Origin of the sequence: Pseudomonas sp. HR1, from assembly GCF_030175875.1 — a bacterium.
GTDB lineage: Bacteria > Pseudomonadota > Gammaproteobacteria > Pseudomonadales > Pseudomonadaceae > Chryseomonas > Chryseomonas oryzihabitans.
The window spans coordinates 638,622-657,808 of the sequence record NZ_JASNRF010000001.1 but is presented as its reverse complement, the minus strand read 5'-3'; the positions used below and the strand labels follow the sequence as shown (position 1 = coordinate 657,808).

Here is a 19,187-nt window from a genome sequence, read left to right as displayed (position 1 = left end):
TATCCAAGTGGGCGCTTGGCGTCATCGCGCCGGATAAAACCGTAGCGTGGAAAACGGTGCAGCCTTTTCCACTGGGCTCGCTGCCAGGGCCCTCACCCCAACCTCTCCCCGGGGGAGAGGGGGCTATCCGAGCGGGCGATCAGCCTCATCGTTCCGGAGAAAACCGTAGCGTGGAAAACGGCGCAGTCTTTTCCACTCGGCTCGCTGCCAGGGCCCTCACCCCAACCCTCTCCCCGGGGGAGAGGGGGCTATCCGAGCGGGCGATCAGCCTCATCGTCCCGATGAGCGTCGCCACGGATTGAGCGGCAGACTCGACAGTCATGGCAGGCCGCTCCGGTCGAATTGCCGACAGCCCTCTGACCTGCCGTTCAAGCCGAACAAATGTCTTCCAGGTTTTTGTTTACACCCAGATACAACGTCACAAAAACCGTCTAGCGTGGGGCCACACGCCCTGACGCGTGCCCCGATAACAACAATCAAGGATGCAGGCATGACATCTTTCCTCAGGCAACGCCTGCCGCTGGCCATCGCCCTGGCCACGGCGCTCGCGGCAACCGCCCAGGCGGCTCCCAATCCCTACAGTGGCTTCACCGTGTTCGGCGACAGCCTGCTCGATGCCGGGCAATTTCCCGATACCGGGGTCACGGGCGCCAGCCTCAGATTCACCAACCGCGTCGGTCCCGGCTACAGCCCGGCCAGCGGCGCGGTGACCGGACCGGTGTCCTCGATCCTGCTCGGCCAGCAACTGGGCTTCGATGTCCGTACCCTGGACGCCTCGACCTCGCTGATCAATCAGCGGATCGGCCTGAGCGATGGCGACAACTGGGCCACGGGTGGCTACACCACGGCGCAGATCCGCGATTCCATCACCGCTCGCAACGGCTCGGTGGTGGCGGTGGGTGGCCTGACCCTGCGCAGCCGTGACGGCTACCTGCCCGGCCTCGCCAGCCAGGGACTGAGCCTGGATCCCAACACCCTGTTCTATATCAGCGGCGGGGGTAACGACTTCCTCCAGGGACTGGTCACCTCGCCGGCCACCGCGGCGGCCGCAGCCAATCGCCTGGGTGACGGCGTGGCTGCGCTGCAGCAGGCCGGCGCCCGCTATATGGTGGTCTGGCTGCTGCCCGACATCGGCCAGACCCCAGCCCTGGCCGGTTCGCCGCAACAGGCGGCCAGCTCGGCCCTGAGTCGGGTCTACAACCAGGCGCTGGTGGCGCGCCTGGCCGGCATCGACGCCGAGATTATCGGCCTCAACGTGCCCCAGCTGCTGGCCGAGGTGGTGGCCGAACCGGGCCGCTATGGCCTGGCCAGCGGGCAGAATCTGACCGGCACCTGCTTCAGTGGCGACAGCTGCACCCGCAACCCCACCTATGGCCTGGGCGCGGCGGCGGCCGATCCCAGCCAGCTGCTGTTCAACGATCGCGTCCACCCGACCATCACCGGCCAGCGGCTGATCGCCGACTACGCCTATTCGCTGCTGGCGGCGCCCTGGGAGGTCACGCTGCTGCCGGAGATGGCCCAGTCCACGCTCAGGGCGCACCAGGACGGCCTGCACCAGCGCTGGCTGGGCGACTGGCATGCCTGGCAGCCGGTGGGGCGCTGGCAGGGCTATGTGGATACCAGCGCGCGGCGCCTGGACGTCGACGACCAGCGCAGCACCGCCGGCGGCGATGGCAACGGCTACAGCCTGGACCTGGGTGGCAGCTATCGGCTCAGCGAGGAATGGCGCCTCGGCGTGGCCGCCGGTGTCGCGCGCCAGCGCCTGGAGCCCGGCGCGGCCGATTCCAGCTATCGCCTCAACAGCTATCTGCTCAGCGCCTTCGCCCAGTACCAGGGCGAGCGCCTCTGGGGCGATCTCACCGCCACCGGTGGCCGGCTGGACTATGACGACCTGAGCCGCCGTTTCGCCCTCGGCTCGACCACCCGCAGCGAGCAGGGCGACACCGACGGCGATCTGCGCGCCCTCTCGGCGCGGCTGGGCTACGACCTGGCGGCGGCCGGCAGTCCCTGGCACCTGAGTCCCTATCTCAGCGCCGACTATGCCCGCGTCCAGGTGGATGGCTATCGCGAGCGCGGCAACGACGCCACGGCGCTGGAGTTCGACGACCAGTCGAGCACCTCGCGGCGGCTGGGGCTGGGTCTGCAGGGGCGCTGGCAACTCGCCCCGGCCACGGCGCTGTTCGCCGACCTGGGCCGCGAGCGGGAATTCGCCGATGGCACCCGCGACGTGACCATGCGCCTGAACAGCGTGCCGGGTCTGGACTACACCCTGGACGGCTACCAGCCCGACAGCGACCGCACCCGACTGAGCCTGGGCGTGGTCCAGCGGCTGACCCCGGAACTGACCCTGCGCGGTGGCTACAGCTATGCCGGCGCGGGCGATAGCCATCAGCAGGGCGTGGGCCTGGGCCTGTCACTGGACTTCTAGTCGCCGCGCTGCGGGCAATGCCCGCTGACAGGGTGTCAGCGGGCATTGCGGCTAGACCCGGCTGGGATCGCCCAGGCGCTGGCGCTGCCAGTCGCGCAATTCGTCCAGACGGCGCGGCGGGCAGACCAGAAAGCCCTGCAGGAGATCGCAACCGGCCTGTTGCAGGCAGAGCTGCTTGAGTTCGGTGTCCACGCCCTCGGCGATCACCTGGGCGTCGCGGGCATGGCAGAAGGCGATGAGCGCATCCAGGCTGGCCTGGTTGCCGGGCTGGCTGAGGCGCTCGACGATGAGCCGGTCGAACTTGATGGTGTCGGCGGGATAGTCGGTGACCTGCTGGATCGAGGTGTAGCCGACGCCGAAATCGTCGATGGCCACGCGAAAGCCCTCGGCGCGCAATTCATGCAGCAGCCCCAGGGTCCGCTCGTTCAGCTCGGCGGCGAAGGTCTCGGTGAATTCCAGTTCCAGGCGGGCCGGATCGACACGGTGGTGGCGGACCCGCTCGCGCAGATAGGGCACGATGTCGGCCTGGTCCAGTTGCGCCGACGACAGGTTGATGGACAGCACCAGGTCGCTGCCCAGTACCTCCTGCAGCGCCGGGTATTCGCGGCAGGCCTGATCCACGACCCAGCGATCGATCCAGCGAAAATGCCCCTGGCGTTCGGCGATGGGGATGAATTCCGCCGGTGATACCGGGCCGAGGCGCGGCGAATTCCAGCGCAGCAGGGTTTCGGCGGAACGCACCTGGCCGTTGCTGTCGACGGCCGGCATGTACACGAGATGGAATTCCTCGTCCGGGTTCATGCGCCGCAGGTGCTCGTCCAGGAGATCCTGGCGGCGCTGGCGCGCGGCCAGTTCCGGGGTGAAGTGCACCAGGCGGTTGCCGCCTTCGTTCTTGGCCCGCTCCAGGGCCAGGTCGGCCTGGGCCAGCAGGTCGGCCAGGTCCAGCGGGGCCTCGGGGGTCGCCAGGCCGAGGCTCAGGGTCACCGCATAGCGCCGCTCGCCAACCAGGGTGCCGTTGTCGTGGTTCTGCTGCAGCTGCTGGCCCAGGGCGAGGGCGTCGGTCGCCGCCGCCGGGCCGCGCAGCAGGATGGCGAATTCATCGCCCGCTAGGCGCGTGAACACCAGCTCGTTGCCCGCCTGATAGGCTTCCAGCTGCTGCTGGGTCTGCCGGGCCACGGCCTGCAGCAGCTCATCGCCCACTTCGTGGCCGAATCTGTCGTTCACCGACTTGAAGTGATCGAGGCCGAAATAGAGCAGGGCGATATGGCGGCCGTCCGGCTTGCCCGCCAGCCAGGATTCACCCATGAGCTGGAAGTAGCGACGATTGCCGATCTGGGTGAGGACGTCGGTGCGCAGGGCCGTGCGCAACTGCGCCAGGATGGCCAGGTTGTTGTCGTGCAGGCGCTTCATGTTGGCGCCCAGATGGCCGATCTCGCCGGGTTCGTCGCCGGTTTCGAGGGCCTGGCGCTGGCCTTCCAGCACCTCGGTGAGCTGACTGTCCAGCCGCGCGATGGGCCGGGTGATATAGCGGCGGATCAGCAGGATCAGGACCAGGATGCAGGCCAGGGTCACCAGCAGGCCGCCGCTGAAGTAGGCGATCGCCAGACGGCGCAATTCCCGGTCCAGGTGCCCCGGATCCGGGGTCAGGCGTACATAGAGATCGGGCGACAGGCGCTCGACGGTGGTGAAATCGCTGGTGCGGACGGGCAGCGTCCGGCTGAATTCCAGGGGCGCACCATAGCTCTGCTCGAGGGTACGGCGCATGGCCTCCATCCGGTCCGGGCTGACCGCCAGTTGCAGCGTCATCGCCAGCCCGCGCTGACCCGGCAGGGGCGGTCCGGCGGTGCTCGGCAGCAGTGAAGTGGTCGCCACCAGCAGTGATCGCCCCTGTTCGTCGAGCAGATAGTCGCGCCGCTCCAGCGGACCGCTCGGCTCCTGGGCCAGGCGTTCGAGCAGTTGTCGCTGGGCAGCGCTCAGTTGGGCGAAGGGGTCGCCACTGCGTTCGTAGTAGTAGGCCAGGCTGAGGTCGGGGCGGGCGATGGCCAGGGAGATATGGCTGGGCGCATCGTCGCCGGCCAGCTGGCGCACCGCCAGTTGCAGCTGGGTACCCAGGGCTTCGTTGCGATAGGGCACCTCGGTCTGCCGCAGGAAGTTGCCCAGGGCGGCGCTGTTGGACAGGGCATAGAGCAGGTTGCGGCTGAAGTGGTCGTACTCGCGATAGGTGGTTTCCAGCGCCGCCAGGTCATGGTTGACCCGCGAGCGTTCGAGGCCGATCACCGCTTCGCGCTGGACCGTGTAGCCCAGGCCCACCAGGGTCAGGCTGCAGAGCAGGGCGACCGGCAGGATCAGCAGCAGGGCGCGTCTATTGAGCGTCATGGCGACCTACCAGAGCACTGCCGATGCGTTGCCGGGTCTGGAAGGTGTCGGGCGGACCTTCGCGAAAGACCTGGCTGCGGGCGAGCACCTCATCTGGGGGAAAGAGGCTGGGATCCTGACGCAGGTCTGCCGACAGCAGCCGCAGGGCGCCGGCATTAGGGGTCGCCAGGTGCAGGTCCTCGGTCGCCAGCACGGCATTGCGCGGTTCATTGAGGAAATTGATGAAGCGCCAGGCGGCGGCCTGGTGCCGGGAGCTGCTGAGCAGGGCCACGCAGTCCACCCACAGCAGGCTGCCCTCGCGCGGCGTGACGAAGCGCCAGGGCTGCCCGGGCGTCGCGGCATTGAGCAGGTGCTGGTCGCCGCTGTAGCCCAGGGCCAGCTCGATGCGATCGCTGTAGGCCGGATTGTGCAGGGCGCTGACCACGTATTGATAGGTCAGCACCGCCGGGGCCTGGGCCTTGAGCAGCGCGAAGCTGCGTCTGAGCAACTCGGGATCGTCGCTGTTGATGGCGGCGCCCAGGGTGATGAGCGGGGCCACCAGCAGGTCGTCATGGTCTTCGAGCATGGCGATATGGCCGTGCAGGGCCGGCTCCGGCTGCAGCAGCGGCTGCCAGGACGAGGGCGCCTGGGCCAGGCGATCGCTGCGGTAGAGCAGGCCCAGGGTGCCCCAGACGTAGGGCACGGCATAGTCGCCGCAACTCTGGCGCCAGCGCGGATCGAGCTCGCTCAAATGAGGCAGGCGCTGGGGATCGATGCGCATCAGCAGGCCGTCCTGGCCGAGGCGGGTGGCGCTGACCTCGTTGATCACCACCAGGTCGAGATCGGCATCGCCGCGTGCCAGGGTGGCATCGCGCACGTCGCTACTGTCGAAGTGGATTTCCTGCACGGGCGAATGAGCCTTGGCCCAGCGCTGCAATAGGGTGTCGCTGAAATAGCCTTCCCAGGTATAGAGCCGCAAGGGCTCGGCAGCCGCCACGGGTGACGCGGGCAGCCCGGTGAGCACCAGGCTGCAGACAAGGGGGAGGCAGTAGCGCATGCGGACGACTCGGCGGCAAGGACTGACTTAACTAGGAGGGGCCGCAAGGCCCTGACGTTCACCCCGCGAACGTCGGGGCTCTTGCCAGTCTAGGAGTCATCCGCGTATTCGCCAGCCGCGGGCGCCGTCTATTGCACGCGCTGAGTTCTGACCTTCAGTTCTGCAGCGGCGCCACCCCGGCGCGCTGATGGGCGCGGGTCCAGGGATTCTGCTCGTCGGCGAATTTCACCGCCAGACGCTCCAGCACCCGTTGCGTGGGCGCATTGGTGCCATGCAGCAACAGCAGGGGCAACAGCAGCAGGCTGGCGCCCAGCGCGGCCTGACGCGGCTTGAGATTGACCTCCTGGCCCCGCAGCAGCCACAGCAGGCTGCCGCTGGCGGCGTAGCCGATGGGCAGGCCGGTCACCACTTCCGAGATCGAGTGATAGCCCAGCACCACCCGCGAGACGGCGATGAGCAGGGCGCACAGCGCGCCCAGGGCGGCCGCGGTCAGCCGCAGCGACGGCCGCGCCCGGCTGGCCAGCAGCCAGCCGAGGACCGGCAGCACGCTGCCTACCAGCATGGAATGGCCGCTGAAGCCGGTGAAGTCCAGGCGCGGAATGCCCAGGCCCCAGCCAAAGAAGGCGATCTTCGACAGGGCCACGCTGAGACTGGCCGCACCAAACAGCAGCAACCAGAGCAATGCCGCCCGTGCCGACAGACCGGCCAGCAGCCAGAGCGCGATCAGCACGGCGCAGGGAAGCATCACCGAGGAATCGCCGAAGTTGGTGATGAACAGCCACATGGATAAGCACACTCCTGGAGAAGACGAGGCATTCTGACCACCGCACGCCCAGAGGTTGCATCGCCCGTGCCAGCCTGTGGACTGGCGCAAGAAAGCGCTGGGACCCCGGTTGCAGACCCAGAAAAAAGCCCCGGCACCGGAGGTGGCGGGGCTGTCTGCCGGGAAGCGTCTTACAGACCGGCAGCGGCGCGCAAGGCAGCGGCGCGATCGGTGCGTTCCCAGGTGAAGGTGGTGAAGGTGTCATCGCCCACGGTGATTTCCTGGGGATGGCGACCGAAGTGACCGTAGGCCGCGGTGGCCCGGTACATCGGGTGCAGCAGGTCGAGCATGGTGGTGATGGCGTAGGGGCGCAGGTCGAAATGCTCGCGCACCAGCTGCACGATCTTCTCGTCGCTGATCTTGGCGGTGCCGAAGGTGTTGATCGAGATGGAGGTGGGCTGGGCCACGCCGATGGCGTAGGACACCTGGATCTCGCAACGATCGGCCAGGCCGGCGGCGACGATGTTCTTGGCCACGTAGCGACCGGCGTAGGCGGCGCTGCGGTCGACCTTGGACGGGTCCTTGCCGGAGAAGGCGCCACCGCCGTGACGGGCCATGCCGCCGTAGCTGTCGACGATGATCTTGCGGCCGGTCAGACCACAGTCACCCACCGGGCCGCCAATGATGAACTGGCCGGTCGGGTTGATGTGGAACTGGGTGTCCTTGTGCAGCAGCTCGGCGGGGATGACGTGCTTGACGATCAGCTCCATCACGGCTTCGCGCAGGTCGGCGTACTTGACCTCGGGATTGTGCTGGGTGGACAGCACGATGGCGTCGATGCCGACCACCTTGCCGCCGTCGTAGCGGCAGGTCACCTGGGACTTGGCGTCCGGACGCAGCCAGGGCAGCAGGCCCGACTTGCGTGCTTCGGCCTGACGTTCCACCAGGCGGTGGGAGAAGGTGATGGGCGCGGGCATCAGCACATCGGTCTCGTTGCAGGCGTAGCCGAACATCAGGCCCTGGTCACCGGCGCCCTGGTCTTCCGGCTTGCTGCGATCGACGCCCTGGGCGATGTCCACCGACTGCTTGCCGATGATGTTGACGATACCGCAGGTGGCGCCGTCGAAGCCCACGTCCGAGCTGTCGTAGCCGATGTCGACGATGACGTCGCGCACCAGTTGCTCCAGGTCGACCCAGGCGGAGGTGGTCACCTCGCCGGCGACGATGGCCACACCGGTCTTGACCAGGGTCTCGCAGGCCACGCGGGCGTGCTTGTCCTGGGTGATGATGGCGTCGAGCACGGCATCGGAGATCTGGTCGGCGATCTTGTCCGGATGGCCTTCGGACACGGACTCGGAGGTGAACAGGGAATATTCGCTCATCGAATGGTTCCTAAATTACCAAGGGGTAGGGGCCCGCAGGCCGGTCGAGACAGCAGTTTCCTTGCTGGACATGACGCCCTTGAGCGTCGGGTCCGCCCGCCACTGGCCGGTTGGCCTCATGACGGGGTGTTTCCCTGATCCGGGCGCGCGAACTGGCGCACCTGGATCTGAAAGCCGTTGCGCAGGCCGAGGTAGAGGCTTTCGCCCGCCTGCAGGCCGGCGGCCTGGGCCCAGCGCGCCAGTTCGTCCTGGTCGAAGCCGAGCCAGAGATCGCCACAGGCCGCGCGCGCCCAGGTCTGGTCGTGGGGGCAGAGGTCGGTGATCACCAGGCTGCCGCCCGGTGCCACGCGCCGCGCCAGCTGCTGCAGCGCCTCCGCCGGCGCGGCGAGGTGGTGCAGGACCATGTTGAGGACCACGCAGTCGGCCGCTGGCAGCGGCTCGGCGAGGGCGTCGGCCAGTTGCAGTTCGACATGGGCGAGGCCGTCGCGCTGGCAGCGCTGGCGCGCCAGTTCGAGCATGGCCGGGCTGTTGTCCACCGCCACCACCCGGGCGAAACGCCGCGCCAGGTCCGGCAGGAAGGCGCCGTCGCCCGGACCCACTTCCAGGGCGCAGCCGCGCGGATCCAGGGCCAGGGCGTCCAGCAGGCTGAGCAGGCCGTCGCGATACTGCGGCAGGCTGGCGATGAGGTCCTGCTGGGCCTGGAATTTTTCCGCCACCCGGGCGAAGAAGTCGCGACTCACCGCCGCGCGCTGGGCATGCACCTCAGTGATCCGCGTCTGCACGGCGCCGGGCAGGTCCAGGGCGTCCACCTCTTCGAGCAGGGCGGCGTGCAGGGCGCCCCCCAGGCTGCCGGGGCGGGGCAGGGCGCGGCGATAGAAGATGGCGTTGCCCTCGCGGCGGGTGGCCACCAGCTGCGCCTGAGACAGCACCTTGAGGTGGTGGCTGATGCCGGACTGGCCGGTAGCGAAGATCTGCGCCAGCTCCAGCACGCCGAAGGAGGCGCTGTGCAGGGCGCGCAGGACGTTCAGGCGCAGGGGATCGCCGCCGGCCTTGCACAGGGCGGCGAGGGTATCTCCTGGTTCTTGGCCGAGCGCCGGCACGCGGAGCGGATTCATGGGGCGCTAGTCTAGAGACCCGTCCCAGGCCTCGCAAGAAAAGCATCAAAAAGTTTTGATACTTGTCCATGGCGGTGGGCCGCGCATACCTTCGTCGAGGAAGGTAAGATGCCGGGGCCTTTTGCTCAGCGGTCTTCGCGACGTTGCGGTAACGACCGCGAGACTCGCGCGTCCAACCTGCAGCCCTCTTCCAGGAGCGTCACCGGGTAACCCATGTCCGTCCAGCCACCGTCCCCTTCCGCGCCTGCCGCCGGCACGCGCCTGGTGATCTGCGAGCACTGCGATTCGGTGCATCGCCTGGAGCCGCTCGCCGCCGGCGAGCGGGCGCACTGTCTGCGCTGTGGCGCGCTGCTCTATCGTGCCAGCCGCCTGGACATCCAGGGTCTGCTGGCGCTGGCGATCGCCGCGGCGGTGCTGTTCGTGATCGCCAATGTCGGGCCCATCCTGCAACTCAGCTTTCGCGGCCTGCACAGCGAGGCGACCCTGCTGGAATCGGTGGTCGCCATGAGTCGCGGCTTCGCCGGCCCCATGGCGCTGGTGGTGGCCATGACCCTTTTCGTGGTGCCGCTGCTGCAGATCCTGCTGCTGCTCTGGGTGCTCGGCTTCGCCCAGCTCGGCCGCCGTGCCCCCGGCTTCGCCACGGCCATGGTCACCCTGCATTACCTGCGGCCCTGGAGCATGATCGAGGTCTTCGTGCTCGGCGCCCTGGTGGCGGTGATCAAGCTGGCCGGCCTGCTGCACGTGGTGGTGGGCCTGGGGCTGTTCGGCATGGTCGGGCTGATGGTGGTCCTCTTGATCATCGCCAAGCGCGACCTGCACCCGCTGTGGGACGCCGTCGGGGAGCGCGAGTCTTGAGCGCGCCGCAGTTGCCGCCGCGCGCCGACGAACTCGGCCTGTGCCTGTGCCACGTCTGCGGCAAGGTCTGTACCGCGCCGCGCCGGCACAAGGCCGGCTGCCCGCGCTGCGGCTCGGCGCTGCACCGGCGCAAGCCCAACGTCTATGCCAAGACCTGGGCCTATCTGCTCGCCGCGCTGATCCTCTATATCCCCGCCAATACCCTGCCGGTGATGTTCACCGGTACCCTGGGCCGCGGCACGGAAAGCACCATCCTCGAGGGGGTGATCGAATTCTGGGAGAACGGCTCCTGGGGCGTCGCCCTGGTGATCTTCATCGCCAGCGTGGCGGTGCCCTCCATCAAGTTTCTGGTGCTCGGGACCCTGCTGGTGAGTTGCCAGCGCCGCAGCGACTGGGCCACCGCCCAGCGCGCCCGGCTCTATCGCTTCGTCGAGCTGATCGGCTACTGGTCGATGCTCGACGTGATCGTGGTGGCCCTGGTCTCGGCGCTGGTGCACTTCGGTGCCCTGAGTTCGGCGGCGCCGCGCCTGGGTATCGTGTTCTTTGGTTTCGTGGTGGTGCTGACGATGCTCGCCGCGATGAGTTTCGATCCCCGCTTGATCTGGGATGCAGAGGTGAACGATGACGGACAGGCATGAACCCGACGCCCTGGCGCCTACCCCCGAGGTACGCCGCAGTCGCTGGAGCGTATCGCTGATCTGGCTGGTGCCCATCGTGGCGGCCCTGATCGGGCTGTCCATGGTGATCCACAGCTGGGCCTCGCGCGGGCCGACCATCACGGTGACCTTTCTCACCGCCGAGGGCCTGGAAGCCGGCAAGACCCAGGTCAAGTACAAGAACGTGGTGATCGGCACCGTCAGCGACATCCAGCTGGCACCGGATCGCAACCGGGTGATCACCACCATCGAGCTGGAAAAGTCCGCCGAGGGCTTCGCCACCAAGGACGCGCGCTTCTGGGTGGTGCGGCCGCGCTTCGGCGTCAATGGCGTCTCGGGGGTCGACACCCTGGTGTCGGGCGCCTTCATCGGCGCCGACATCGGCGATTCCACCGAGTCCCATCGCGACTTCCGCGGTCTGGAGCAGCCGCCGGCGCTGATTCACGGCGCCTCGGGCAAGAGATTCATCGTCACCGCCGACGACATCGGCTCGCTGGACGTCGGCTCGCCGGTCTATTACCGGCGCATCCAGGTCGGCCGGGTGGTGTCCTTCCACCTCAACCAGGACGGCAAGGGCGTCAGCGCGCAGATCTTCGTGGATTCGCCCTATGACCGCTTCGTCACCGCCAACAGCCGCTTCTGGAACGCCAGCGGGGTCGATGTCTCGCTCAGCGCCTCCGGCCTCAAGCTCAATACCCAGTCGCTGGCCACGGTGGTGGCGGGCGGCATCGCCTTCGTCACCCCCGAATGGCCCAAGGATCCGCAGGAGGCCCAGGAAGACCAGCGTTTCACCCTGTTCGACGACCAGGCCAGTGCCCTGGCGCCGCCGGATGGCGAGCCCTTCTATGTGCGGATGAGATTCCAGCAGTCGCTGCGAGGCCTCGCCACCGGGGCGCCGGTGGAATTCCTCGGCATGAACGTTGGCCGGGTGGTCTCCCTGACCCCCGACTACGAGGACGCCCAGGATCGCTTCTCGCTGATCGTCGGCGCGGTCATCTATCCCCAGCGGCTGGGCGACGTCGGCAAGCGCATCGAGACCAAGGACCGCGACGGCAAGCTGTTCGCCGGCTGGGTGGCCCGCGGTCTGCGCGCCCAGGCCCGCACCGGCAACCTGCTGACCGGCCAGCTCTACATTTCCGTCGACTTCGTGCCCAATGCACCCAAGGTGGCCTTCGATCCCCAGGCCAAGCCGCTGTCGATCCCCACCGTCACCGGCAGCTTCGATCGCCTGCAGGAGCAGATGGCCGGCATCGTCAACAAGATCGACAAGATCCCCTTCGATTCCATCGGCAAGAATCTCGACACCAGCCTGGCGCAGCTCAGCGGCACCCTCAAGCAGCTCAACGCCGGGGTCCTGCCGCAGCTGACCACCACCCTGATGGGCGTGCAGCAACTCACCGGCAGCGCCAGCCAGAGCCTGGGCGCGGATTCCCCGGTGCAGCAGAATCTGACCCATACCCTGGAAGAGATGCAGCGCATGGCGCGTTCCCTGCGCGTGTTCGGCGACTACCTCGGCCGCCATCCGGAATCCCTGATCCGCGGTCTGGTGACCGATCCGCCGCCCAAGTTCGAACCGGGCTCCCGCGATCCCGCCAAAGGAAAACTGCAATGAAGCGCCTGACCTGCCTGGCTCTGCCCCTGCTGCTGGCCGCCTGTTCGTCCAAGGCGCCGCTCAACTACCACACCCTGACCAGCGCCGCGGAGCCCGCCAGCCAGGCGCGCGCGGCGGACTTCCGCTTCGCCCTGCAGGGCGTCTCGGTGCCGCCCCAGGTGGATCAGCCGCAACTGGTGGTACGCCAGGGCGAGGGCATCGCCCTGCTGGAAAACGAACGCTGGATCGCGCCCCTGGCCGACGAGGTGCGCAGCGCCCTGTCCGCCGACCTGTCCCGGGACCTCGGTACCCTGGACCTGGGCGATGCCCCGCGCGGCAGCGGCGCCCCGGTGCTGCGCATCAAGGTGGATCTGCAGCGCTTCGATTCGCGGCCCGGGCGCGGCGTCCAGCAGGACGCGCTCTGGACCCTGCGCCTGGCCGAACCGGGTGGCGAGCGGGTGCTCACCTGCGGCAGCCGGATCAGCCAGCCCGCCGGCGCCTCCTATGCCGAGGTCGTCGCAGCGCACCGCCAGGCCCTGGCAGCCCTGGCCCGGCGTATAGAACCAGTGGCGCGCGCCTTCGTGGCCGACGGCGCGACAGTCTGCCCGGCGGGCTGAAGCGACCGCGCCGATTGCTGGAAGTGCCCTGGCTGGGCCAGAATGATGGCCCTTTCGCTCTGCCTCTGCCAGGAGACACCGCAATGCCCAGCCGTCGTGATCGAGCCAACGCCATCCGTGCCCTCAGCATGGATGCCGTGCAAAAAGCCAACAGCGGCCACCCCGGCGCCCCCATGGGCATGGCCGACATCGCCGAGGTGCTCTGGCACGATCAGCTCAAGCACAACCCTGGCAACCCCCAGTGGGCCGACCGTGACCGCTTCGTGCTGTCCAACGGCCACGGCTCCATGCTCATCTATTCGCTGCTGCACCTGTCCGGCTACGACCTGTCCATCGACGACCTGAAGAATTTCCGTCAGCTGCACAGCAAGACCCCGGGTCACCCCGAATACGGCTACGCCCCGGGCATCGAGACCACCACCGGTCCCCTGGGCCAGGGCATCGCCAACGCCGTGGGCTTCGCCCTGGCGGAAAAGGTCATGGCCGCCCAGTTCAACCGCGATGGCCACCAGATCGTCGATCACCACACCTACGCCTTCCTGGGCGATGGCTGCATGATGGAAGGCATCTCCCACGAGGTCTGCTCCCTGGCCGGCACCCTGGGCCTGTCCAAGCTGATCGCCTTCTATGACGACAACGGCATCTCCATCGATGGCGAGGTCGAAGGCTGGTTCACCGACGACACCCCCAAGCGCTTCGAGAGCTACGGCTGGCAGGTGATCCGCAACGTCGACGGCCACGACGCCGACGAGATCAGGACCGCCCTGGACACCGCGCGCAAGAGCGACAAGCCCACCCTGATCTGCTGCAAGACCGTGATCGGCTATGGCGCGCCGCACAAGCAGGGCAAGGAAGAGTGCCACGGCGCTCCCCTGGGCAACGACGAGATCCAGGCCGCCCGCGAACTGCTCGGCTGGTCCCATGCGCCCTTCGAGATTCCCGCCGAGCTCTATGCCGACTGGAGTGCCAAGGAGCGCGGCGCCGTCGCCGAAGCCGAATGGAACGAGCGCTTCGCCGCCTACGCCCAGGCCCATCCGCAGCTGGCCGCCGAATTCAAGCGCCGCATGGCCGGTGACCTGCCCGCCGATTTCGCCGAGCGCGCCGCCGCCTTCATCCAGGACGTCGCCACCAAGGGCGAGACCATCGCCAGCCGTAAGGCCAGCCAGAACGCCCTGCAGTTCTTTGGTCCGCTGCTGCCCGAGCTGCTCGGCGGTTCCGCCGACCTGGCCGGCTCCAACCTGACCCTGTGGAAGGGCGCCAAGGGCGTCACCGCCGAGGACGCCAGCGGCAACTATGTCCACTACGGCGTACGTGAATTCGGCATGAGCGCCATCATGAACGGCGTCGCCCTGCACGGCGGTCTGGTGCCCTACGGCGCCACCTTCCTGATGTTCATGGAATACGCCCGCAACGCGGTGCGCATGTCGGCGCTGATGAAGCAGCGGGTGCTCTATGTCTTCACCCACGACTCCATCGGTCTCGGCGAAGACGGTCCGACCCACCAGCCGGTGGAGCAACTGGCCTCCCTGCGCTACACCCCCAACCTGGACACCTGGCGTCCGGCCGATGCGGTGGAATCCGCCATCGCCTGGACCGCGGCCCTGGAGCGTCGCGACGGTCCCAGCGCGCTGATCTTCTCGCGTCAGAACCTGGCCCACAGCGTGCGTGACGAAGCCACCCTGGGCAACGCCGCCCGCGGCGGCTACGTGCTCAAGGACTGCGTCGGCGAACCCGAGCTGATCCTCATCGCCACCGGCTCCGAAGTCGGCCTGGCGGTGCAGGCCTACGAGCGCCTGAGCGCCGAAGGGCGCCAGGTGCGCGTGGTCTCCATGCCCAGCACCAGCGTCTTCGACCGCCAGAGCCCCGAGTACCGCCAGCAGGTCCTGCCGGTGGAAGTCGGTGCCCGCATCGCCATCGAAGCCGGCATCGCCGACTTCTGGTACAAGTACGTCGGTCTCGACGGGCGCATCATCGGCATGCACACCTACGGCGAATCCGCCCCGGCGGCCGCGCTGTTCGAGCACTTCGGCTTCACCCTGGACAACGTCCTGGCGGTGGCTGGCGAGTTGCTGGAAGACTGAGTCCTGCCGCGCTAATAGAAAAAGCCACGCTGAGGCGTGGCTTTTTTATGCCCGGGATTCAGCGCCTGCTCAGGGATTCACCCGGATGCTCGGCCCTGCCAGGGTGACCCCGCCGGCCTCCAGCTGCATGAAGCTGCCGCTGGCCTTGAGGGTCAGGCGGGCGCCGGCTTCCAGGACAATCTTCTGGCCGGACTGGAGCCGGATCTCGCTGCCGGCCTCGACCAGCAGACTGCCGTCCAGCCGCAGGTGCTGACTCTCGCCGATGTCCAGGTGGTCGTCGGCGCGCACCTCGCTGCGGCGCTCGCCCCGGGTGATGCGGTGTTCCTCGGCGTGGAATTCGCTGTAGCTGTTGCCGCGGATGCGCTCATGACGCTCGTGGCCGATCTCGCTGCGGTGATCATGGCCGATGCGTTCGTCCCAGTCGCGCTGGGCATGGACATGGATCTCTTCCTGACCCTCTTGATCCTCGCTGCGCAGTTCGTTGTATCCACCGCCGCCGGGGCTGCTCAGGCTCTTGAAGGTGGTGCGGGTCTTGTCCCGGGGCAGCTCCAGCGGTGGGCGATGCTCGGCGTGGTACAGGCAGCCGATCACCAGGGGTTGGTCGGGATCCCCCTCGAGAAAGCCCACCAGCACCTCCATGCCGATCCGCGGCACCGCCAGGGCGCCGTGGCCGTCACCCGCCCAGCCGCTGGCGACCCGCAGCCAGCAGCTGGTGCGCTCATCGGCGCGGCCCTGTCGATCCCAGTGGAATTGCACCTTGATCCGGCCCAGGGCATCGCAATGGATGTCCTCGCCGGCCGGTCCGGTGACCACGGCGCTCTGGGCGCCCAGCAGCCTGGGCTTGGGATGGCGCAGGGGCAGGCGGAAGGGCTGCGCCCAGGGCCGGGCGACGAAGCTATTGCGATAGCCCTGGCGCCAGCCGTCGGCCGGGATGGCGTCGGTGGCGTCTTCCTCCAGGACCTGGGGCTGGCGACCCTGGTGCTGGATCTCGGTCAGCAACCAGAGCTGATTCCAGTCGGCGCGCGGGTGCTGTTCCAACGGCAGGAAATGCCCGCTCACCAGGCTGGGCTGGTCGCTCGCACCCTCGGCCTGAACGGCGTCCCCTCGCAGGCGCTCCAGGCGCCGGCTGCTCAGGCGCTGGCCGGTAGCGCGATCGGTGAAGCGGCCGGGAAAGCCATAGTCTTCCAGCACGGGCTGGGCCGTGGCGTCCGTACTGCTGTGCAGGCGCAGCCGAGGTTGCAATGGGTCGTGATCGTGCAGGGTCGCGGCGCTGCTGCGGATCTGCAGGCCGACCGCCAGGCGACTGATCACGGGTTCGTCCGTCACCAGACCACTGCCGGGTCGATAACGGGTGGCGCCCAGCCGCGCAAAGCCGGTGGCGTCATCGCCAAACACCAGCACATGACCGTCGCGGCGATGCTGGTGGTGGAAGTGCAGGCCCTCTTCTTCGCAGAGGCGGGTGAGAAAGGCCAGATCGCTTTCGCCGTACTGCACGCAGTAGTCGCGCGGCGGATAGCGCGTTGGCCCCAGGGCGAAGCGATAGTCGCCGTCGAGGATGCCGTGCTCCTCGAGCAGCTGCGCCAGGATCTCGGGCACGCTGCGTCCCTGGAAGATGCGGGAATTGACGCGGTGGGCCAGGGCAGCCAGGCGCGGCACCAGTTCGGCGCGATAGCGGGTCAGGCGCCGGCCCGTATCGCCCTGGGCCACGGCGGCGAGCTGGCCGTGGATGCCCTGGTCACCCGGACCCAGGGCGAGAAAGGCGGGCCGCTGCAACAGCGCTTCCAGCGGCCAGTCCGGGCGCTCGCTGACCAGCTCGAGCTGGAAGCGATAGGGCTGGCCGATGGCCTCGTGGCCGTCGAAGGCGAGCACCTGGAAATCCTGGGCGACGCCGTCCAGCGTCAGGGTGAAGGTCGGGGTATTGGCTGAGCTGAACATCGCATCGCGTCCTTGCGAATCGAAAGTTCCAGTGTGCGCTACAGGATTGCACCGGCTCAAGCACCGAAAGGTGCATTCTAGAGCCTTTTAACAGGCAGATTCTGGCGCAGTGCCAGGCTGGGAGGCGGCGAAGAGATCCCGCGGCGGCGGCAGCGCGCCTTCCAGTTCCAGCAGGAATTGCTTGGTCGGCAGGCCGCCGCCAAAGCCGGTGAGGGCACCGGACGCCCCTATCACCCGGTGGCAGGGCAGCACGATGGGCAGTGGATTGCGCCCGTTGGCGGCGCCCACCGCGCGCATCGCCTGGGGTCGGCCGAGATGGCTGGCGAGTTGACCATAGCTCCAGGTCCGGCCATGGGGGATCTCCGCCAGGGCCTGCCAGACCGCCAGCTGGAAGGGGGTACCGCGCGGTGCCAGGGGCAGCTCGAAGGTCTGGCGCTGCCCGGCGAAGTATTCGCCCAGCTGCACGCAAGCCAGGTCGAGGATGGGGTGATCGGCAGCGCTCCAGCTGGCGTCACGCTTGGCCAGGTAGCGATTCTCGGGAAACTCCACCACGCGCAGGCCACTGTCGTCGGCGGCCAGGGTGAGCGTACCTATGGGGCTGTCCAGCAGGCAGTAGGCGATCATCGGGGCGACTCCTTGGCGAGACGGGTGGGAACGGGTTCGGCGGGGGCGTCGGCGGGCGCCTTCCAGGTGGCTTCGCGCCAGACCTGCATCACCCCGTAGGCACGCCAGGGCCGCCAGGCTTCGGCGCGGGCGTACAGGGCCTTGGCGGTCAGGCGCTCGCCGGGCGGCGCCAGCCGCTTCTGCAGCACCAGGTCTTCCACCGGGCAGGCATCGGGATGGGCCAGGGCGCGCAGGGCGATGTACTGGGCGGTCCAGGGCCCTATGCCCTTGAGCGCGATCCAGCGCCGGGCGAAATCGTCCAGGGTGCGCCCGGTGTCGAAGTCCACCTCGCCGGCGCGCAAGGCCCGGGCCACGGTGCCGAGGGTGCCGGCGCGGGCGCGGATCAGGCCGAGGCCGGTGAGGTCTTCCAGGGCGGCATCGGCCAGGGCATCCACCGTGGGAAAGAAGTGATGCAGACCGGCTGGCGGTCGACTGGCCTCGTGACCAGGCTCGCCCCAGGGACGACCGAAGCGCTGCACCACCCGGGCGGTCATGGTGGTCGCTGCCACCACGCTGACCTGCTGGCCGATGACGGCGCGCACGGCGATCTCGAAGCCGTCCCAGCCACTGGGCAGGCGCAGGCCCGGGCGGCGCGCCACCAGTTCGGCCAGGGTCGGATCGACCGCCAGACCCTGGGCGATGGCTTCGGGATCGGCGTCCAGATCGAACATGCGGCGAATACGCGCCACCGCGGCCTGCAGCTCTCCAGGGGCGGCACCGTGCAATTCCAGGCGCAGCGCCGGCGTGTCGGCGTCCCAGGCCGAGACGCGCAGCCAGCCGGGCTGTTCGGGGGTACCGATCACCCGGGCGTAGCTGGTGTCGTCCAGCACCTCGACGCCGGGCAGGGCGTGGCCGCGGAGAAAATCCAGCTGGGCCGCGAAGTCGTAGGGCGGTCGATAGGCCAGGCGCAGGACCAGCACCGGCGAAGCCGCGGCCTGACCCTTGCGCACCTGACTGGGGGCCAGGCCGTAGGCGTCGCGAAAGGCGGTGTTGAAGCGCCTGAGACTGCCGAAGCCGGCGGCCAGGGCCACCTCGGTGATGGGTAGCCGGGTCTCGCTGAGCAATTGCTTGGCGAACAGCAGTCGGCGGGTGGTGAGCACCGCCAGGGGTGCGGCGCCCAGGCGCTCGACGAACAGCCGGCGCAACTGACGTTCGCTGAGGTCGAGGCGGGCGGCGAGGGCGGGCAGGCCGCCGTCGTCCAGGCCTTCGTCCATCAGTCGCAGGGCCCGCGCCAGGGTGGCGTCGCCGCGTTGCCAGTGGCCGCCGGCGGGGGAGAGCTCCGGGCGGCATCTCAGGCAGGGGCGATAGCCCGCGGCCTCGGCGGCTGCGGCGCTGGGGTAGTAGCTGACGTTTTCCGGGCGTGGCGGTTGCGCCGGGCACACCGGCCGGCAGTAGATGCCGGTGGTGAGCACCGCGGTGTAGAACAGGCCGTCGAAACGCGGATCCCGCGCCAGGCGGGCGCGTTCGAAGGCGGGAATATCGGGAAAGGCGTTCATGGCGGCAGGTTAGCACCGCCGGGGAGAGGTGACTGGCCGTTTTCGGACGGGACCGCTGAGGTAGAGAGCTATCGCGGCCATGGGCCGCTCCTACAAAAGTAGCACTGCCCTGTAGGAGCGGCCCATGGCCGCGATAAGCCGTATTACTTAGCATCGTAGCGTGGAAAACGGCGCAGCCTTTTCTGCTGGGGAC

Annotated in this window: 14 protein-coding genes; 6 read left to right on the top strand and 8 right to left on the bottom strand. The window is 68.4% G+C overall.

The window, feature by feature from the left end; genetic code table 11:
• Positions 1-490: 490 nt before the first annotated feature.
• Positions 491-2,428 (top strand): autotransporter domain-containing SGNH/GDSL hydrolase family protein, encoded by a 1,938-nt coding sequence (locus tag QKY98_RS03030; RefSeq protein WP_284670318.1) that lies wholly within the window; start codon positions 491-493, stop codon positions 2,426-2,428.
• 51 nt (positions 2,429-2,479) lie between these two features.
• On the opposite strand, the gene QKY98_RS03025 is transcribed toward QKY98_RS03030, so the two are convergent.
• From QKY98_RS03025 to QKY98_RS03005, 5 genes are all read right to left on the bottom strand, one after another.
• Complete coding sequence (locus QKY98_RS03025) at positions 2,480-4,804, bottom strand: putative bifunctional diguanylate cyclase/phosphodiesterase (protein WP_284670317.1); 2,325 nt, start codon at positions 4,802-4,804, stop codon at positions 2,480-2,482.
• Entirely contained in the window at positions 4,791-5,840 is a 1,050-nt protein-coding gene (locus tag QKY98_RS03020) for a polyamine ABC transporter substrate-binding protein (protein WP_284670316.1), read from the bottom strand. Before QKY98_RS03020 ends, QKY98_RS03025 begins: the two co-directional genes overlap by 14 nt.
• Before the next feature lie 154 nt (positions 5,841-5,994).
• Positions 5,995-6,624: a phosphatase PAP2 family protein gene (locus tag QKY98_RS03015; protein WP_027598217.1), complete on the bottom strand. Its 630-nt coding sequence runs from the start codon at positions 6,622-6,624 to the stop codon at positions 5,995-5,997.
• Positions 6,625-6,794: 170 nt separating this feature from the next.
• Complete coding sequence (gene metK, locus QKY98_RS03010) at positions 6,795-7,985, bottom strand: methionine adenosyltransferase (protein ID WP_027598218.1); 1,191 nt, start codon at positions 7,983-7,985, stop codon at positions 6,795-6,797.
• Positions 7,986-8,101: 116 nt separating this feature from the next.
• Complete coding sequence (locus tag QKY98_RS03005; RefSeq protein WP_278387820.1) at positions 8,102-9,100, bottom strand: ArsR/SmtB family transcription factor; 999 nt, start codon at positions 9,098-9,100, stop codon at positions 8,102-8,104.
• Positions 9,101-9,313: 213 nt separating this feature from the next.
• Here QKY98_RS03005 and QKY98_RS03000 point away from each other — a divergent pair, with 213 nt between their 5' ends.
• From QKY98_RS03000 to tkt, 5 genes are all read left to right on the top strand, one after another.
• Entirely contained in the window at positions 9,314-9,955 is a 642-nt protein-coding gene (locus QKY98_RS03000) for a paraquat-inducible protein A (protein ID WP_027603063.1), read from the top strand.
• The gene (locus QKY98_RS02995) at positions 9,952-10,593 is read left to right on the top strand and encodes a paraquat-inducible protein A (RefSeq protein ID WP_115945141.1); all 642 of its coding nucleotides are present in this window, start codon (positions 9,952-9,954) and stop codon (positions 10,591-10,593) included. The genes QKY98_RS03000 and QKY98_RS02995 overlap by 4 nt, the downstream gene beginning before the upstream one ends.
• On the top strand, positions 10,577-12,223 hold the full coding sequence (locus QKY98_RS02990; RefSeq protein ID WP_284670315.1) for a PqiB family protein: 1,647 nt from the start codon (positions 10,577-10,579) through the stop codon (positions 12,221-12,223). Before QKY98_RS02995 ends, QKY98_RS02990 begins: the two co-directional genes overlap by 17 nt.
• Complete coding sequence (locus QKY98_RS02985; RefSeq protein WP_144961323.1) at positions 12,220-12,819, top strand: PqiC family protein; 600 nt, start codon at positions 12,220-12,222, stop codon at positions 12,817-12,819. The genes QKY98_RS02990 and QKY98_RS02985 overlap by 4 nt, the downstream gene beginning before the upstream one ends.
• Before the next feature lie 83 nt (positions 12,820-12,902).
• On the top strand, positions 12,903-14,900 hold the full coding sequence (gene tkt / locus QKY98_RS02980; protein ID WP_144955052.1) for a transketolase: 1,998 nt from the start codon (positions 12,903-12,905) through the stop codon (positions 14,898-14,900).
• A 69-nt stretch (positions 14,901-14,969) separates the two neighbouring features.
• Here the strand turns inward: tkt and QKY98_RS02975 are convergent, their stop codons facing one another.
• From QKY98_RS02975 to QKY98_RS02965, 3 genes are all read right to left on the bottom strand, one after another.
• Entirely contained in the window at positions 14,970-16,835 is a 1,866-nt protein-coding gene (locus QKY98_RS02975; RefSeq protein WP_284670314.1) for a type VI secretion system Vgr family protein, read from the bottom strand.
• An 87-nt stretch (positions 16,836-16,922) separates the two neighbouring features.
• A complete protein-coding gene (locus QKY98_RS02970; protein WP_145249174.1) occupies positions 16,923-17,459 on the bottom strand; it encodes a methylated-DNA--[protein]-cysteine S-methyltransferase in 537 nt (178 codons plus the stop codon).
• On the bottom strand, positions 17,456-18,994 hold the full coding sequence (locus QKY98_RS02965; protein WP_027598227.1) for a DNA-3-methyladenine glycosylase 2: 1,539 nt from the start codon (positions 18,992-18,994) through the stop codon (positions 17,456-17,458). Before QKY98_RS02965 ends, QKY98_RS02970 begins: the two co-directional genes overlap by 4 nt.
• Positions 18,995-19,187 lie beyond the last annotated feature (193 nt).

Excerpts from the sequence above, each read along its gene's own strand:
- QKY98_RS03030 (WP_284670318.1), top strand. The coding sequence starts at position 491 with ATGACATCTTTCCTCAGGCAACGCCTGCCGCTGGCCATCGCCCTGGCC.
- QKY98_RS03025 (WP_284670317.1), bottom strand. The coding sequence starts at position 4,804 with ATGACGCTCAATAGACGCGCCCTGCTGCTGATCCTGCCGGTCGCCCTG.
- QKY98_RS03020 (WP_284670316.1), bottom strand. The coding sequence starts at position 5,840 with ATGCGCTACTGCCTCCCCCTTGTCTGCAGCCTGGTGCTCACCGGGCTG.
- QKY98_RS03015 (WP_027598217.1), bottom strand. The coding sequence starts at position 6,624 with ATGTGGCTGTTCATCACCAACTTCGGCGATTCCTCGGTGATGCTTCCC.
- metK (WP_027598218.1), bottom strand. The coding sequence starts at position 7,985 with ATGAGCGAATATTCCCTGTTCACCTCCGAGTCCGTGTCCGAAGGCCAT.
- QKY98_RS03005 (WP_278387820.1), bottom strand. The coding sequence starts at position 9,100 with ATGAATCCGCTCCGCGTGCCGGCGCTCGGCCAAGAACCAGGAGATACC.
- QKY98_RS03000 (WP_027603063.1), top strand. The coding sequence starts at position 9,314 with ATGTCCGTCCAGCCACCGTCCCCTTCCGCGCCTGCCGCCGGCACGCGC.
- QKY98_RS02990 (WP_284670315.1), top strand. The coding sequence starts at position 10,577 with ATGACGGACAGGCATGAACCCGACGCCCTGGCGCCTACCCCCGAGGTA.
- QKY98_RS02985 (WP_144961323.1), top strand. The coding sequence starts at position 12,220 with ATGAAGCGCCTGACCTGCCTGGCTCTGCCCCTGCTGCTGGCCGCCTGT.
- tkt (WP_144955052.1), top strand. The coding sequence starts at position 12,903 with ATGCCCAGCCGTCGTGATCGAGCCAACGCCATCCGTGCCCTCAGCATG.
- QKY98_RS02975 (WP_284670314.1), bottom strand. The coding sequence starts at position 16,835 with ATGTTCAGCTCAGCCAATACCCCGACCTTCACCCTGACGCTGGACGGC.
- QKY98_RS02970 (WP_145249174.1), bottom strand. The coding sequence starts at position 17,459 with ATGATCGCCTACTGCCTGCTGGACAGCCCCATAGGTACGCTCACCCTG.
- QKY98_RS02965 (WP_027598227.1), bottom strand. The coding sequence starts at position 18,994 with ATGAACGCCTTTCCCGATATTCCCGCCTTCGAACGCGCCCGCCTGGCG.